This is a genomic window from Microvirga arabica, from assembly GCF_016811235.1.
Classification (GTDB): domain Bacteria; phylum Pseudomonadota; class Alphaproteobacteria; order Rhizobiales; family Beijerinckiaceae; genus Microvirga; species Microvirga arabica.
In genome coordinates this window covers 1-14703 of the sequence record NZ_JAFBID010000018.1, presented here as the reverse complement: position 1 = coordinate 14703, position 14703 = coordinate 1, and the positions used below count along the sequence as shown (strand labels likewise).

Here is a 14703-nt window from a genome sequence, read left to right as displayed (position 1 = left end):
ATGAGCAACCAACCCATCCTCTTCAAGAACGCCCGCCTAATCGACCCCACCAGCGACCGCGAGGAGCGCGGAAGCGTGCTGGTGCGCGATGGTGTCATCCAGGCCATTGGACCGCAGGTTCCTGTCGCTGAGGACACCCAGGTGATCGATTGCGGCGGCCAGGTGCTGGCCCCGGGCCTCATCGACATGCGCGCCTTCATCGGCGAGCCGGGCGGGCCCTATCGCGAGACCCTGAAGAGCGCCGGCGAAGCGGCCGCGGCGGGTGGCGTCACCACCGTCGTGTCGATGCCCGACACAAGCCCGGCCCTCGACGATCCGGCGGTGATCGACTTCATCGTGCGCCGCGCCCGCGACACCTCCATGGTCAACATCCGCCCGGCTGCGGCGCTGACCAAGGGACTGCAGGGCGCCGAGATGGCGGAGATCGGCCGCCTGAAGGAGGCTGGCGCCATCGCCTTCACGGACGGCGCGCGCCCGGTCACGAACGCCCAGGTGATGCGCCGGGCGCTCACCTATGCCCGCGATTTCGACGCGCTCATCATCCATCACGTGGAGGACCCGGATCTCGTCGGGCAGGGCGTGATGAACGAGGGTGAGTTCGCCTCCCGGCTTGGCCTGCCCGGCATCCCGCGCGAGGCCGAGACGGTAATGCTCGAGCGCGACATCCGCCTCGTGCGCCTCACCGGCGGGCGCTACCACGCGGCGATGATCTCCTGCGCCGACTCGGCCGAGATCGTGCGGGCCGCGAAGGGAAAAGGGTTGCCGGTCACCTGCGGCGTCTCCATCAACCATCTGGCGCTCAACGAGAACGACATCGGCGATTACCGCACCTTCCTGAAGCTCTCCCCGCCGTTGCGTCACGAGGACGACCGGCAGGCGGTGATCGAGGCGCTGGCGGACGGCACCATCGACGTGATCGTGTCGGACCACAATCCACAGGATGTTGAGAACAAGCGCCTGCCCTTCGCAGAAGCCGCCGACGGGGCCGTGGGGCTCGAGACTCTGCTCTCGGCAGCCCTGCGCCTTGTCCATTCTGATCGCATTTCCCTGCCGCGGCTCCTGCGGGCCCTGTCCACGAAACCCGCGGAAATCTTAGGCTTGCCGGGTGGACGCCTTGCTGTCGGCGCTCCCGCCGACCTGATCGTTTTCGATCCGGATGCGCCTTACGTGCTCGACAAGCGCCACCTCAAGTCCCTGTCCAAGAACACGCCCTTCGACGAAGCGCGCCTCGAAGGCCAGGTGACCATCACCATGGTGGCGGGCCGGGTGGTTTTTCAACGCGAAACGATGTAACGAGAAGTGAATGTCTGACGAGGCCAATCTCCTGTACCTGCTGGCGGCTCTGCTTTTCGGCTATCTCCTGGGCTCGATCCCGTTCGGGTTGATCTTCACCCGCATGGCGGGCCTTGGCGACGTGCGGAAGATCGGGTCCGGCAATATCGGCGCCACCAACGTGCTGCGCACCGGCCGCAAGGGGCTCGCCGCCGCAACGCTCCTGGCCGATGCCCTGAAGGGCACGACGGCAGTGCTCATCGCCGCGCAGTGGGGCCCGCAATTCGCGACCATGGCCGCCCTCGGGGCTTTCCTGGGCCACCTCTTTCCGGTCTGGCTCGGGTTCAAGGGCGGCAAGGGTGTTGCCACCTTCATCGGCGTGCTGATCGGCCTGAAGCCCTTAGCGGCGCTGATCTTCTGCCTGATCTGGCTCGGGGTTGCTTTCGCGTCGAAGTATTCCTCGCTCTCGGCCTTGGTCGCCAGCGCAGCGTCACCGATCGTTCTGTGGCTGCTGGGCGAACCAGGCATGGCCGGGATCGCCGTGGTGCTCGTGGCGCTGCTGTGGTGGAAGCACGGCCAGAACATCAGCCGCCTCCTTGCCGGAACCGAAGGCAAGATCGGGCAGAAGGGATGATCCCATGATCCTGACGGATGAGCAGCGTCTCGACTGGCTTCGCCTCATCCGTTCGGAAAACGTGGGCCCGCGCACCTTCCGCGCTCTGATCAACCAGTATGGCGGAGCCGGAGCCGCGCTGGACGCCTTGCCGGATCTCGCCCGCCGTGGCGGGCGCCTGCTGCTGAAAGTTTGCAGCCGGGCCGAGGCCGAGAAGGAGATGGCGGCAGCCGCGCGCCTCGGCGTGCGCTTCATCGCCATGGGCGAGCCGGACTACCCCAAGACCCTCCAGGCCATCGATACCGCTCCTCCGCTGATTGCGCTTCGCGGCAATGCGGCGGTGCTGGCCAAGCCTTCCGTCGCCATTGTGGGCTCGCGCAACGCCTCCGCGTCCGGCTTGACCTTCGCGGAGCGCCTCGCGCGCCAGCTGGGCGAGGCAGGCTATGTGGTTGTGTCGGGTCTGGCGCGGGGCATCGACACAAGGGCTCATAAGGCGACGCTCGAGACAGGCACGGTCGCGGTGCTCGCCGGCGGGCACGACCGGATCTATCCGGCCCAGAACGAGCCGCTGCTGCAGTCCATCCTGGAGCAGGGCGGGGCGGTGATCTCCGAGATGCACATAGGCCGGGAACCGCGCGGCCGCGACTCCCCGCGCCGCAACCGCATCGTCTCCGGCCTGTCCTATGGAGTCGTCGTGGTGGAGGCGGCGCGGCGCTCCGGCTCGCTGATCACCGCGCGCTTCGCCTTGGAGCAGGGACGCGAGGTTTTTGCCGTGCCGGGCTCACCGCTTGATCCACGCGCCGAGGGCACCAGCGATCTCATCCGTGACGGCGCCACACTGTGTGCCGGAATCGAGCATGTGACGAGCGTTCTGGAGCCGGTGATCGCCTCGGGTCCGCGCCTCGACCGGAGCGCCGAGGAGCCGCACTACACCCTTGGCTCGGAAGAGCTCTGGGACGAGCTCGACCTGCCCGACATCGCCCGTGCGCCGATACGGCCCGTCATGCCCGATGCCGGCATTGAGGATGAGGCGGAGGAGGGCCAGGCCGATCTGATCACGCTCCTTGGCCCGTCGCCGGTCGCCATCGACGATCTCGTCCGGCAATCCGGCCTGTCGATCCGCTCGGTCCAGACGGCCTTGCTTGAACTTGAGATCGCCGGGCGGCTCGAGCGTCACGGCGGCAATGCGGTGTCGCTGCTGAAGATTTAATCGTCCTTGTCGCCGGACTGAACCGTCCGGATGGCCTCCAGCCGAGCCATGTCGAGCAGATAGGCAAGGAGATCGAGATTGGCCTTGCGGGCGAAATAAGACAGCTCCGCCGAGAACTCGGCCACATACTGGGCCGTTTCCAGCGGATTCATGCTGCTGCCGGAATGGACGCTGTCCTCAGCGCCCGAGACGTCTTTCGCGGATGGGGCTTTTCCGGAGGGGCGCAGGGCTTTGGTCATGAGGGATCAAGCTGTCTCAGTGTTGCAATTCGCCTAGTTAGCAGCACAACTATTAATAAGACAAGTGATCTTATTGCACCTGAAATTGCATTATCGCCGTCCGTGATCAACCGAGAAGAGAGATCAGGACTGGCATAGAGAGCAAAGCGAGCAGGGTCTGGAGCGTCAGGATCTCGGCCATGAGCCCGGCATTACCGCCCATCTGGCGGGCGAGCACGTAGGCGGCGCTGGCGGAGGGCACGGAGGCGGCGATGATGGTCACCGTCATGTCGCTGCCGGTGACACCCATGAAGCCCGCGAGGGTTCCGGCTATGACCGGCAGGAGGACAAGCTTGAGGCCTGCCGACAGGGCGTGGGGCAGGCCGGGGCGGGCCAAGCGCCGGATGTCGAGCCCGGCGCCGACGATCAGGAGGCCCGCCGCCAGCGCCGCACGGCCGATCACCTCGATATAGGCGGCCATCGGCTTCGGCAGCGGCGGCGCCAGAAGATTGAGGGCAAGCCCCACCGCGCAGGACCAGATGAACGGGTTGGTCACGAATGAGCGCAGGATGTCGAGAGGACTGCGCCGGGGCTGGCCGGCAAATCGGATGAACACATAGAAGGCGAGCAGGTTGAGGAGCGGCACCATGGCGGCGATGGCCACCGCGATCAGCGCAATGCCGCGCTGTCCGAACAGACTGCCGGCGACGGCGAGGCCCACGAAGGTATTCCAGCGCGTTGCGCCCTGGAAGACCGACGTGAAGCTCGGACCGTCGATGCCGAAATGGCGCTCCAGCACGGGGCGTAGCGCCAGCACCAGCACCGCCATGGTGAGGATCGCTCCGACCAGAGCACCGCCCACGCCGAGCACCGGCACGGAGGAGAGGTCGGCCCGCGACAGGGTGTCGATGATCAGCGCCGGAAAGAAGATCACATAGGTGACGCGCTCCAGCCCCGACCATTGCTGCTCGCCCACGAAATTTGTGGCCCGGCACAGCCAGCCGGTGGCGATGATCAGGAAGGTCGGGATCAGGCTGGCGAGAACGGCGGACATGGGGAGCCGGAGCAGGAGGGAGCGGGCAATCCGGCAAAAGCGGCGTGCATGATGCGCTTAAGGCGGATCGCAGCCATCGACAAGCGCCGGATGAGCCTGCATTGGAATCCGGTCCCGATACTCCACTTGTCTTTGTTCGCGCTCCGCCAGAGGCCCCATGATCCAGGTGACGAACTCCATCGCGCTCGATGAAGCGGAACTCCAGGAAAGCTTCATCCGCGCCTCCGGCCCGGGCGGGCAGAACGTCAACAAGGTGGAAACCGCCGTCCAGCTGCGCTTCGACGTGCGCAACTCGCCCTCGCTGCCGGACTACGTGAAGGAAAAGCTGGAGCGGCTCGCGGGCAGCCGCATGACCAATGACGGCGTGCTCATCATCACGGCGCAGCGATTCCGCTCGCAGGAGCGCAACCGGGAGGATGCGGTGGAGCGCCTCGTGGAGCTGGTGCGGCAGGCCACGGAGCGGCCGAAGCCCCGCCGGCCGACGCGGCCGACGCTGGCTTCCAAGAAGCGCAGGCTGGAGTCGAAAGGGCGGCGCGCCGAGATCAAGAAGGGCCGCAGCGGCAAGCCTGCTTTCGAATGAAGTGCAGCGCCGGCTTGGCTGACTGGATCATCGGGATCAGCTGTAAGTCCCTCCCACGCCAGCATCCGACGTGTGGGGGGTCGTGTGGGTCATCAGGGAGACCCCGATCTCCATCAGGCCGATGATCAGGTGCGGCCAGAACACCTGGTCGGCAAAGCCGAAGAGCCAGGGCGAGGCCGCGAGCAGCAGGCCGCCGGCCGCATCGACGCCGAGATGCAACGGCATCGGGATCACCTTGGCGAGCGACAGTTCGTAATCCGTCATGATGCTCATGAGCAGGATGGCCGCGCCAAGGATGATGGGCACCCACTGGGCCGCACCGCCATCGGCGAAGCCGAGCACGAACGGGGCCACGATCAGGAGAAGCCCGGTCAGGTAGTCTATAACGCCGTGGGTACGGGTTGGAATGAAACGCATAACGATCCTCATCCGGCATGGTTGGTGACGCGCGGGAGCGCATCAGTCAAAGCTCAGCCTGAGGACAATGTTCCCCTTATTAGGGCTTTCACCGGCAGGAATTGTTCAATCAAGTCTTGGGCTTAACTTATGTTATCCAGCCGGTGGGTAGGTGTGCTCGCCGCCCCTGAAATCCGACACCGTGTGGCAGCCTCCGTTCTCCCGGATGGCATCCGGGCCGATCACTGCCTTTCCGTGCCCGCCCGGAATGTCGAGGATGTAGGTCGGCTGGCACAGCCCTGAGATCCGCCCGCGCAGGCTCGCCACGAGGGTGCGGCCTTCTTCGATGGACAGGCGGAAATGGCTTGTGCCCGGCGCAAGATCGGGATGGTGCAGATAATAGGGCTTCACCCGCGTCTCCACGAAAGCGCGCATCAGGGTGGCCAATGTGTCGGGATCGTCATTGACCCCTTTGAGCAGCACCGACTGGCTGATCATCACGATGCCTGAATCCACGAGGCGCGCGCAGGCTGCCCGTGCCTCGGGCGTCAGCTCGCGTGGATGGTTGGCGTGAAGCGCCACATAGGCGGTCTTGCCGCTCGCCTTCAAGGCCGCGATCAGGTCTTGGTCCACCCGCTCCGGCTCTACGACGGGCACGCGGGTGTGAAAACGGACGATCTTCACGTGGTCGATGGCGGCGAGCCGCTGCATGATCTCGGTGAGCCGGCGCGGGGACAGCACCAGCGGATCGCCTCCGGTGAGGATCACCTCCCAGATCTCCGGATGAGCGGCGATATAGGCGAACGCTTTGTCCATAGCAGGGGCTGAAAGGGTGCCGAGCCCCTGCGGTCCCACCATCTCGCGGCGGAAGCAGAAGCGGCAATAGACCGGGCAGACATGCACGGCCTTGAGCAGCACCCGGTCGGGATAGCGGTGGACGATGCCCTCCACCGGGCTGTGCGCCAGATCACCAATGGGATCGTCCCGCTCTTCGGGCGTGGTGGTCAGCTCAGCCGCGTCGGGCACAAACTGGCGGGCGATAGGGTCGTTTGGATCGTTGTGGTCGATGAGTGCGGCCATGGCGGGGCTGATGGCGATGGCGTAGCGCTCGGCGACCGCCTCAATGCCCGCAAGTCGTTCAGGCGCGACGAAGCCGGCTTCGGCCAGCTCGGCCGGGGTCCGCAGAGGGCGCAGGGCGTTCACCGGCCAGTCTCCGGCACCGGCGCCCAGAGCACCTGGTCGATACGGGAGGCGCCCGTGGCGAGCATCACCAGCCGGTCGAAGCCGAGCGCGATGCCGCTCGCCTCCGGCATCTGGGCGAGCGCCGCCAGGAAATCCTCGTCCACCGGATAGCTTTCTCCATAGACCCGCATCTTTTCCGCCATCTCTCCTTCAAAGCGGCGGCGCTGCTCGGCTGCATCCGTCAGCTCGCCGAAGGCGTTGGCGAGTTCCACCCCGCAGGCATAAAGCTCGAACCGCTCGGCCACGCGCGGATCGCTGGCAGTCGGGCGGGCCAGCGCCGCTTCCGCCACCGGGTACTCGTCCAGGATCGTGGCGCGGCCGAGACCGAGATTGGGCTCCACCCGCTCCACGATGATGCGGCTGAACAGGTCCGCCCAGGTGTCGTCCTCCGCCACCCGCAGGCCCGCCGCTTTCAGGCTGGCAGCCAAGTGCGCCCGGTCGGTTTCGCCATTCCGGTCGATGGAGGCGAGGAGCTCGATGCCGGCGAAACGCTCGAAGGCTTCCGCCACACTCAGGCGTTCGGGCTCCCGGAACGGGTCGGTTTCGCGACCACGGAAGGTGAGTGTACGGCTGCCGGCCGTCTCGGCGGCAAGGCCCAAAATCTCCCCGCAATCCTTCATCAGCGTCTCGTAACTCTCGCCGGCCCGGTACCATTCGAGCATGGTGAATTCCGGATGGTGCAGGGGGCCGCGCTCCCGGTTGCGGTAGACATGGGCGAAGCACGCGATCCTGAGCTCGCCTGCCGCCAGCAGCTTCTTGCAGGCGAATTCTGGGGAGGTGTGGAGGTAGAGGGGCGTCCGCGACCCGTCGAGGCCGACGGCCTCCGTGGCGAAGGCATGGAGGTGGGCCTCGTTGCCCGGCGAGGTCTGGAGGGTGGCCGTGTCGACCTCAATGAAGTCCCTTTCCGACAAAAAGCCGCGCAGGGCCGCCTGGATCCAGTTCCGCCGCATGAGGAAGGGTCGGCGGTCCGCGTGGACATGAGGTGTCCACCAGGGCGAGGGAGCGGGCAGAGGCTTATCCATTCCAAAGGGTTCCGCGAGGTCGGGCTGGCGATTTGCGCCAAGATAGGCTACTTGCGGCACCGAAAGCGTTTTCGGTGCCACTGGGGCTCGGGCGACCCGACCCTCACGACGCGCCTCTATCTGTCACAAGGAAAGCCTCCCGTGAAGGTCATCGCCTCTACGCTCCGCAAAGGCAACGTCGTCGATATGGACGGCAAGCTCTATGTGGTTCTCACCGCCCAGAACATCCACCCCGGCAAGGGCACGCCGGTCACCCAGCTCGACATGCGCCGCATCTCCGACGGCGTGAAGGTCTCCGAGCGCTACCGCACCACCGAGCAGGTCGAGCGCGCCTTCGTCGAGGACCGCGAGCACACCTTCCTCTACCAGGACGGCGAAGGCTTCCACTTCATGAACCCCGAGACCTACGATCAGGTCGTGGTTCCCGACGACATCATCGGCGACCAGAAGGCCTACCTTCAGGAAGGCATGGCCGTGATGCTTTCGATCCACAACGGCATCGCCATTGCCATCGAGCTGCCGGCCCGCGTGACCCTCGAGATCACCGAGACCGAGCCGGTCGTGAAGGGCCAGACGGCGTCCTCGTCCTACAAACCCGCCATGCTGTCGAATGGCGTGCGCACCCTGGTGCCGCCCCACATCCAGGCCGGCACCCGCGTGGTGATCATGACCGAAGACGGCTCCTACGTGGAGCGCGCGAAGGACTGACGGTCCTTACACAACACCACAAAGCCCTCATCCTGAGGAGCGAGCTTGCTCGCGTCTCGAAGGACGAGGGCGTCTCCAGCGGTCTCTGGACCCTCCTTCGAGACGCAGACTTCGTCTGCTCCTCAGGATTAGGCTGGTGCAAGTGAGATGGCACAACACACCTTGCAGGGCAGGCGGTTTCGGTGAAGGCTCACCGGGCGTCCTGCCCTTTCTCATTCTTACGAAGTCGAGCGGTTTCATGACGAGCGGTCCTGCCCATCCCATCAACCCTCTGGTCGCCGATGTGGGCAGCCCTCCGATCCCGGAGGCGCAGGCCTGGACCAGGCGCTATGACGGGTCGTACGGACCGCTGATCAACCTCTCCCAGGCCGTGCCGGGCAATGCGCCTCATGCGGAGCTGCTGGAGCGGATGGCCGCCATCGCCGGCTCACCCGCAGGCTCGCAATACGGCCCGATCAATGGCGATGCCTCGCTTAAGGAAGCCTATGCGGCCGACCTGTCCCGCGTCTATGAAGGCCGGATCGAGCCCGAGGATACGGCGGTGACGGCCGGCTGCAACATGGCCTTTTTCGCCGCCATGATGCTGCTTGCCCATCGCGGTGAGAGGGTGCTGCTGCCGACGCCCTGGTACTTCAATCACCAGATGAGTCTCGACATGCTGGGCATCGAGCCGCGTCCGCTGCCCTGCCGGGCGGAGAACGGGTTCGTGCCGCGGATCGAGGATGCGGAGGCGCTGATCGACGAGAAGGTCCGGGCCGTCGTTCTCGTCACACCCAACAACCCGACCGGCGCCGTCTACCCGGCGCATGTGATCGACAGTTTCGCGCAGCTCTGCGCCAAGCGTGGCATTTACCTCGTGATTGACGAGACTTACCGGGACTTCCTGCCGCAAGGCATGAACCGCGCCCATGGGCTCTTCACCCGCGAGGACTGGCGCAGCACCGTCATCCAGCTCTATTCCTTCTCAAAATCCTACGCGATCCCGGGCCACCGTACGGGCGCGATCACTGCGGATGTGGAACTGATCGAGCAGATCGCCAAGATTCTCGATTGCATCCAGATCTGCGCTCCGCGTACCGCCCAAGGCGCGCTGCCCTGGGCCATCGACGGCCTGCGTGACTGGCGTGAGAGCAACCGGGCGGAGATCAACCGCCGTGCACAGGTTTTTCAGGACGCGCTCGCGCCGCTGCCGGATTGGACAATCGAGTCGGTCGGCGCCTATTTCGCCTACCTGCGCCATCCGTTCCTTGGCCGCCAAGCACAGCAGGTCGCCGAGAAGCTTGCGACGGAGCGCGGCGTCCTGTGCCTGCCCGGAAGCTATTTCGGCCCTGGTCAGGAAGGGCATCTGCGGGTGGCGATCGCCAATGTGGGCACGGACGTTTTAAGCACTCTGACAGAGCGCTTTCGCGGCCTGTCGCTCTAGTACCTCGTTGGAGGCAAAACCATAAACTCCGGGGGGCACCCTTGGCAGGAGGGTGGGGCGATGGTTACTCTCTTGGTCAAACAGGCGCCCGAACCGGGTGCTGCGGGGACTTAGGTTTTGACCGTCAAAGCGGACGTGACAGCAGAAGGTGACCGGCTTGCCGAACCGCTCAGCGGCTCGACAAACGGCCCCTCCTGGGTGGCTGACGCTCCTGCGCCGGCGGCCAGGATGGAGTCGCGGCGGCGCTCGTCGCGAAGCTATGCTGCCCTCGATCTCGGCACGAACAACTGCCGCCTTCTCATTGCTGAACCTGCGCATTTCGGTTTCCGGGTCGTGGATGCCTTCTCACGGATCGTGCGGCTGGGCGAAGGCCTCGGTCTCGGAAACCGGCTGAGCGACGGGGCTATCCATCGCACCCTCGATGCCCTGCGCGTGTGCCGCGAGAAGATGGCCGCGAAGGACGTGCGGCGCGCGCGACTCGTGGCAACGGAAGCATGCCGACTCGCCGAGAACGGCCCGGCCTTTATCGAGCGTGTCCGTGAGGAACTCGACCTCGACCTTGAGATCGTCGACCGCAAGACTGAGGCTTATCTCGCGGTCACCGGCTGCGCGTCGCTCGTCGATCCCAAGGCACAATCCGTCATCGTGTTCGACATCGGCGGCGGGTCCACCGAGATCGCCTGGCTCGATGGCCGAGCGCCGCATGCCTTCGCCGATCCGTGCAAGCGCATCCGCGCATGGGATTCGCTGCCCGTCGGCGTGGTGACGCTTGCCGAGCGCCACGGCGGAATCGACGTGACACCCAAGATCTTCGAGGGCATGGTCGAGGAAGTGTCCGAACTCCTTATGGACTTCGCCCTCGTGGCGGCTCCGGCGGGACGGGCCCACAACTTCCATCTCCTCGGTACCTCGGGAACCGTCACCACGGTTGGCGGCATTCACTTGGGGCTGGCGCGCTACGACCGGCGCCGGGTCGATGGGATGTGGATGCGCAACGGCGAGATCTCGACAGTGATGGACCGCCTGCTGCATTCCGACTTCAGTCAGCGGGCGGCGAACCCCTGCATCGGCAAGGAACGGGCCGATCTGGTTCTGGCCGGCTGCGCCATCTTGGAAGCGATCCGGCGGGCCTTCCCGTCGGAACGCCTGCGCATCGCGGATCGCGGACTGCGCGAAGGAATTTTGATGAACATGATGCGAGAGGATTCCGTGTGGCGAGGGGGCAGCCCACGGTGAGTGCCAAGTCCAGTTCGGGGTCCGGTTCGGGTGTCCGCAATCTCAAGCAGCGCGTGAAAACCGCCAACAAGCGGTCCCTCTCTTCCCAGAAATGGCTGGAGCGCCAGCTCAACGACCCTTACGTTGCCCGCGCCAAGCGCGAGGGCTACCGCTCGCGCGCGGCCTTCAAGCTTTTGGAGATCGACGAGAAGTACCGCATTCTCAAGCCCGGTCAGAGGGTGGTCGATCTCGGCGCCGCACCGGGCGGTTGGTCCCAGATCGCCGCCAAGGTGGTGGGGCCGAAGGGCAAGGTGGTGGGCATCGATCTTCTTCCCATCGACCCGATGCCCGGCGTCGAGTTCATCGAGCTCGACTTCCTGGACGAGAGCGCTCCAGGCCGTCTGATCGAGATGCTGGGCGGGCCCGCCGACGTGGTCATGTCCGACATGGCGGCCAACACCACCGGACACAAGAAGACCGATCACCTGCGGATCATCGGCCTTGCCGAGGCGGCGATCTACTTCGCTCGCGAGATCCTGGCCCCCGGCGGCGCCTTCATCGCCAAGGTGTTCCAGGGCGGCACCGAGAACCAGCTTCTCGCCGATCTCAAGCGCGACTTCGCCGTGGTTCGCCACGTGAAGCCGGCCGCGAGCCGGGCCGATTCGGCGGAACTCTATGTGATGGCGACAGGTTTCCGGGGACGGGCGGACGAAACGCCTGAAGCCTGACGGCTTCTACTCAATCCTTGGACTATAGGGAGCCACGATCATGGCAGTGCACCGCATCGGGATCATCGGTCTCGGCAAGATCGCGCAGGATCAGCATCTGCCCGTGATCCAGGCCAATCCGGATTTCGAGCTTCTCGCCGTGTCGAGCACACGCGGGCTCTCGCACGAGGATGCCAAATACACCTTCCAGGACTATCGCGAGCTTCTGAAGCTTCCGGACCTGGATGCGGTCTCGATCTGCACGCCGCCGCAGGTCCGGCACCAGATCGCCCGCGAGGCGCTGCTCGCCGGCAAGAGCGTACTGCTGGAAAAGCCTCCGGCCGCCACATTGAGCGAGCTTGAGGATCTGAGGGCGCTGGCCGCGAAGACCGGCAAGGTGGTCTTCACCACCTGGCATGCCCAGTACAACAAGGCTGTCGAGGAGGCGAAGAAGGCGCTCGCCGGCTGGTCGATCAAGCGTCTTCTGGTGACCTGGAAAGAGGATGTGCGGCACTGGCATCCGGGCCAACAATGGATTTGGGAAGCAGGCGGCTTCGGGGTCTTCGATCCCGGCATCAACGCCCTCTCGATCGTCACCCGCATCATGCCGGAGCCCGTGTTCATCAAGTCATCGAGCCTGGAATTCCCGGCCAACCGCGACGCTCCTATTGCCGCGAACCTCGCCTTCTCCATAAGTCATGGGCAGGGGGATCTCCAGGCGGTGTTCGACTGGCGCCAAACAGGCCCGCAGACCTGGGATATCGAGGTGGAGACCGAGGCTGGCCTGACCCTCAAGCTCACCCATGGCGGCAGCTGTCTTGAGCTCAATGGGCGGCTGATGGTGCAGGAGGAGCCCGCCGAATACCAGGGCATCTACCGGCGTTTCGACGCGCTGCTGACAATCGGACATTCCGAAGTCGACGACGCCCCCTTCCGCCTCGTGGCCGATGCATTCATGGTCGGCAAGCGGGTTCAGGTGGAGGCGTTCGAGGATTGATCGACGGCTCCACTGTCATTCCGGGGCCGCGCAGCGGAGCCCGGAATCCATAATCACGAGGTCTCAGGAAGAAGCGAGTAGCGTTTCACCTCTTCTTGCACCGTTAGCGGTTATGGATTCCGGGCTCGGCTCTTGCGAGCCGCCCCGGAATGACAGTGCTGTTCGGTCCTAACCCAAATTCTTCTTCAAGAACGCCACCGTCCGCTGCCATGCCTGATCCGCCGCTGTCTTGTCGTACCGCGCCGCGTTGGTGTCGTTGTTGAAGGCGTGGTTGACTCCCTCATACATGTGGATCTCGTAGGTCTTGCCCGCCTGCTTCAAGGCCGCCTCGTAGGCCGGCATGCCGGCATTGATGCGCTCGTCCATGCTGGCATAGTGCAGCATGATCGCGGCCTCGATCTTCGGCACGTCTTCCGCCTTCGGCTGGCCGCCGTAGTAGGCCACGCCGGCATCGAGGTCCGGTTCGTTGACCGCGAGGTTGTTCACCGCGCCGCCGCCCCAGCAGAAGCCGATGGCGCCGACCTTGCCGTTGCCGTCGGGGCGGCCCTTCAGGTAGGCCACCACCGCCTTGCCGTTGGCAATCACATCGGGCTGCTTCAGCTGGCCGATCATCTCGCGGCCCTTGTCCTCGTCGGCGGGCGTGCCGCCCATGGGCGAGAGGTAGTCGACGCCGAGCGCGATGAAGCCTTCCGTGGCCATGCGGCGGGTCACATCCTTGATGTGCGGGTTGAGGCCCCGGTTCTCGTGGATGACGATCACGGTCGGGAGCTTGCCGGAGACTTCCTTCGGCTTCACCAGATAGCCCTTGAGGCCGGGCTGCCCGCCGGGGATGTCCACGGTCTCGGCGGCGATCCGCGGGTCGGTCTCCGGCACGGTCTGGGCGTGGGCGTAGTTGTTCTGCAGGATCGGCAGGATGGCCGCTGCGCCGGCTGCGCTGCCGGCGAGCGCCGCGAGCTTGTCGAGGAAGGAGCGGCGGCTCATGCCGCCATGGGTGAAGTCGTCGTAGAGGTCGATGATGCGCTGATCCATGGTGGCCTCCTGGTCCGAGGCTCATGGTAAGGCAATCCTATCGCCGTTCTACCTCTTCACCGAGATTTGTAGTGCCGTCGCCGAGGCCCGTTGCGGCGGGCTTCCGCTCCACGGCGCGGTGCCCGGACATCTCGGCGCCGGCCGTTGGCGACAAGCGAACGAAGATGAAGCCGGACAGGGCCGAGATGGCGGCAACCGCCCAGAAGGCGGGCCCGAAATCAGCCGCCGTGATCCCGGGCGTGCCGTCGTAGGTGGAGGCCATTTCCAGCACCAAGGCGCCGAACGCCACGCCGATGCTGAGCGAGACCTGCTGCACGGCGCTCGACAAGCTCGTGGCGTAGCTCATCTCGCGGTTGGAGATCTCCGCATAGCCGATGGCGTTGAGGCTGGTGAACTGCAGCGAGCGGAAGCAACCGCCGACCAGCAGAAAAATCATGATGATCCAGTGCGGCGTCTCGGGGGTGAAGAATCCATTGGCCGCAACAAAAGCCGCCCCGATGAAGGCGTTGATGGTGAGCAGTCGGCGGAAGCCCGTGCGTTCGAGGATGCGCTTGGCCATGGTCTTCATGAACAGCGCGCCGACCGCCGCAATGAAAGTAAGCGAGCCCGACGCCAGGGGACCCAGCCCGAAGCCCACCTGCAGCATCAGCGGCAGCAGGAACGGGATCGCCCCGATGCCGATGCGGAAGAGCGAGCCGCCAACCACGCTGACGCGAAAGGTCGGCACCTTGAGCAGACTCAGATGCAGCACCGGGTAGGGGGCGCGCCTTGCGTGAAAGACGTAGAGAATCAGGCTGATGGCTCCGACCGCCATGCAACCGATCGAGATCTCGGTCGGCACGAGGTGCTGCCCGGTGGTGGAGAAGCCGAGCATCAGCAGGGAGAATCCCACCCCGGTGAGCAGGAAGCCGATGAAGTCGAGCGGCGGGGTATCGTCCTCCTTGATGTTCGGCACGAACATCAAGGCGCACACGATCCCGAGAATCCCGATCGGGATGTTGATGAAGAAGATCCAGC

At 65.3% G+C, this 14703-nt stretch carries 16 protein-coding genes; 9 read left to right on the top strand and 7 right to left on the bottom strand.

Annotated features, from left to right (window positions below):
• From JQC81_RS11570 to dprA, 3 genes are read left to right on the top strand one after another with little or no spacing between them, the layout of a single operon-like run.
• A complete protein-coding gene (locus JQC81_RS11570) occupies positions 1–1293 on the top strand; it encodes a dihydroorotase (protein WP_203271965.1) in 1293 nt (430 codons plus the stop codon).
• Positions 1294–1303: 10 nt separating this feature from the next.
• Positions 1304–1906 (top strand): glycerol-3-phosphate 1-O-acyltransferase PlsY, encoded by a 603-nt coding sequence (plsY, locus tag JQC81_RS11565; RefSeq protein WP_203271964.1) that lies wholly within the window; start codon positions 1304–1306, stop codon positions 1904–1906.
• 4 nt (positions 1907–1910) lie between these two features.
• The gene (gene dprA / locus JQC81_RS11560; protein WP_203271963.1) at positions 1911–3095 is read left to right on the top strand and encodes a DNA-processing protein DprA; all 1185 of its coding nucleotides are present in this window, start codon (positions 1911–1913) and stop codon (positions 3093–3095) included.
• Here dprA and JQC81_RS11555 read toward each other — a convergent pair.
• Both JQC81_RS11555 and JQC81_RS11550 read right to left on the bottom strand, forming a co-directional pair.
• Positions 3092–3334 (bottom strand): hypothetical protein, encoded by a 243-nt coding sequence (locus tag JQC81_RS11555; RefSeq protein ID WP_203272042.1) that lies wholly within the window; start codon positions 3332–3334, stop codon positions 3092–3094. The two genes, dprA and JQC81_RS11555, sit on opposite strands and share 4 nt — an antisense overlap.
• Positions 3335–3440: 106 nt before the next feature.
• Positions 3441–4367 (bottom strand): AEC family transporter, encoded by a 927-nt coding sequence (locus tag JQC81_RS11550; protein ID WP_203271962.1) that lies wholly within the window; start codon positions 4365–4367, stop codon positions 3441–3443.
• Positions 4368–4524: 157 nt separating this feature from the next.
• On the opposite strand from JQC81_RS11550, the gene arfB reads away from it, so the two are divergent.
• Complete coding sequence (arfB, locus tag JQC81_RS11545) at positions 4525–4947, top strand: alternative ribosome rescue aminoacyl-tRNA hydrolase ArfB (protein WP_203271961.1); 423 nt, start codon at positions 4525–4527, stop codon at positions 4945–4947.
• Between the two features lie 36 nt (positions 4948–4983).
• Here the strand turns inward: arfB and JQC81_RS11540 are convergent, their stop codons facing one another.
• From JQC81_RS11540 to epmA, 3 genes are all read right to left on the bottom strand, one after another.
• Complete coding sequence (locus JQC81_RS11540) at positions 4984–5364, bottom strand: SPW repeat domain-containing protein (protein ID WP_203271960.1); 381 nt, start codon at positions 5362–5364, stop codon at positions 4984–4986.
• 132 nt (positions 5365–5496) lie between these two features.
• The gene (locus JQC81_RS11535; RefSeq protein ID WP_203271959.1) at positions 5497–6546 is read right to left on the bottom strand and encodes a lysine-2,3-aminomutase-like protein; all 1050 of its coding nucleotides are present in this window, start codon (positions 6544–6546) and stop codon (positions 5497–5499) included.
• Positions 6543–7595 carry an EF-P lysine aminoacylase EpmA gene (gene epmA / locus JQC81_RS11530; RefSeq protein WP_203272035.1) on the bottom strand — a complete coding sequence of 351 codons (1053 nt, stop codon included), beginning with the start codon at positions 7593–7595 and terminating at the stop codon, positions 6543–6545. Before epmA ends, JQC81_RS11535 begins: the two co-directional genes overlap by 4 nt.
• Positions 7596–7748: 153 nt before the next feature.
• Here epmA and efp point away from each other — a divergent pair, with 153 nt between their 5' ends.
• The 5 genes from efp (at position 7749) to JQC81_RS11505 (ending at position 12657) form a co-directional block, all read left to right on the top strand.
• Positions 7749–8315, top strand: a complete 567-nt coding sequence (efp, locus tag JQC81_RS11525; RefSeq protein WP_203272034.1) for an elongation factor P — start codon at positions 7749–7751, stop codon at positions 8313–8315.
• Between the two features lie 238 nt (positions 8316–8553).
• Positions 8554–9738: an aminotransferase gene (locus tag JQC81_RS11520; RefSeq protein ID WP_203271958.1), complete on the top strand. Its 1185-nt coding sequence runs from the start codon at positions 8554–8556 to the stop codon at positions 9736–9738.
• Between the two features lie 228 nt (positions 9739–9966).
• Positions 9967–10974, top strand: coding sequence for a Ppx/GppA phosphatase family protein (locus JQC81_RS11515; RefSeq protein ID WP_246520374.1), 1008 nt, complete (start codon positions 9967–9969; stop codon positions 10972–10974).
• Complete coding sequence (locus JQC81_RS11510; protein WP_203271956.1) at positions 10971–11681, top strand: RlmE family RNA methyltransferase; 711 nt, start codon at positions 10971–10973, stop codon at positions 11679–11681. Before JQC81_RS11515 ends, JQC81_RS11510 begins: the two co-directional genes overlap by 4 nt.
• A gap of 40 nt (positions 11682–11721) precedes the next feature.
• A complete protein-coding gene (locus JQC81_RS11505) occupies positions 11722–12657 on the top strand; it encodes a Gfo/Idh/MocA family protein (RefSeq protein ID WP_203271955.1) in 936 nt (311 codons plus the stop codon).
• Positions 12658–12825: 168 nt separating this feature from the next.
• Here the strand turns inward: JQC81_RS11505 and JQC81_RS11500 are convergent, their stop codons facing one another.
• A complete protein-coding gene (locus JQC81_RS11500) occupies positions 12826–13686 on the bottom strand; it encodes a dienelactone hydrolase family protein (RefSeq protein WP_203271954.1) in 861 nt (286 codons plus the stop codon).
• A 37-nt stretch (positions 13687–13723) separates the two neighbouring features.
• On the bottom strand, positions 13724–14703 hold a 980-nt coding region (locus JQC81_RS11495), incomplete at its 5' end, for an MFS transporter (RefSeq protein ID WP_203271953.1).

What these genes read in the sequence shown, in the direction of transcription:
- JQC81_RS11555 (WP_203272042.1), bottom strand. Translation starts at nt 3,334, where the DNA reads ATGACCAAAGCCCTGCGCCCCTCCGGAAAAGCCCCATCCGCGAAAGAC.
- arfB (WP_203271961.1), top strand. Translation starts at nt 4,525, where the DNA reads ATGATCCAGGTGACGAACTCCATCGCGCTCGATGAAGCGGAACTCCAG.
- JQC81_RS11540 (WP_203271960.1), bottom strand. Translation starts at nt 5,364, where the DNA reads ATGCGTTTCATTCCAACCCGTACCCACGGCGTTATAGACTACCTGACC.
- JQC81_RS11520 (WP_203271958.1), top strand. Translation starts at nt 8,554, where the DNA reads ATGACGAGCGGTCCTGCCCATCCCATCAACCCTCTGGTCGCCGATGTG.
- JQC81_RS11570 (WP_203271965.1), top strand. Translation starts at nt 1, where the DNA reads ATGAGCAACCAACCCATCCTCTTCAAGAACGCCCGCCTAATCGACCCC.
- JQC81_RS11515 (WP_246520374.1), top strand. Translation starts at nt 9,967, where the DNA reads ATGGAGTCGCGGCGGCGCTCGTCGCGAAGCTATGCTGCCCTCGATCTC.
- JQC81_RS11550 (WP_203271962.1), bottom strand. Translation starts at nt 4,367, where the DNA reads ATGTCCGCCGTTCTCGCCAGCCTGATCCCGACCTTCCTGATCATCGCC.
- JQC81_RS11500 (WP_203271954.1), bottom strand. Translation starts at nt 13,686, where the DNA reads ATGGATCAGCGCATCATCGACCTCTACGACGACTTCACCCATGGCGGC.
- dprA (WP_203271963.1), top strand. Translation starts at nt 1,911, where the DNA reads ATGATCCTGACGGATGAGCAGCGTCTCGACTGGCTTCGCCTCATCCGT.
- plsY (WP_203271964.1), top strand. Translation starts at nt 1,304, where the DNA reads ATGTCTGACGAGGCCAATCTCCTGTACCTGCTGGCGGCTCTGCTTTTC.
- JQC81_RS11505 (WP_203271955.1), top strand. Translation starts at nt 11,722, where the DNA reads ATGGCAGTGCACCGCATCGGGATCATCGGTCTCGGCAAGATCGCGCAG.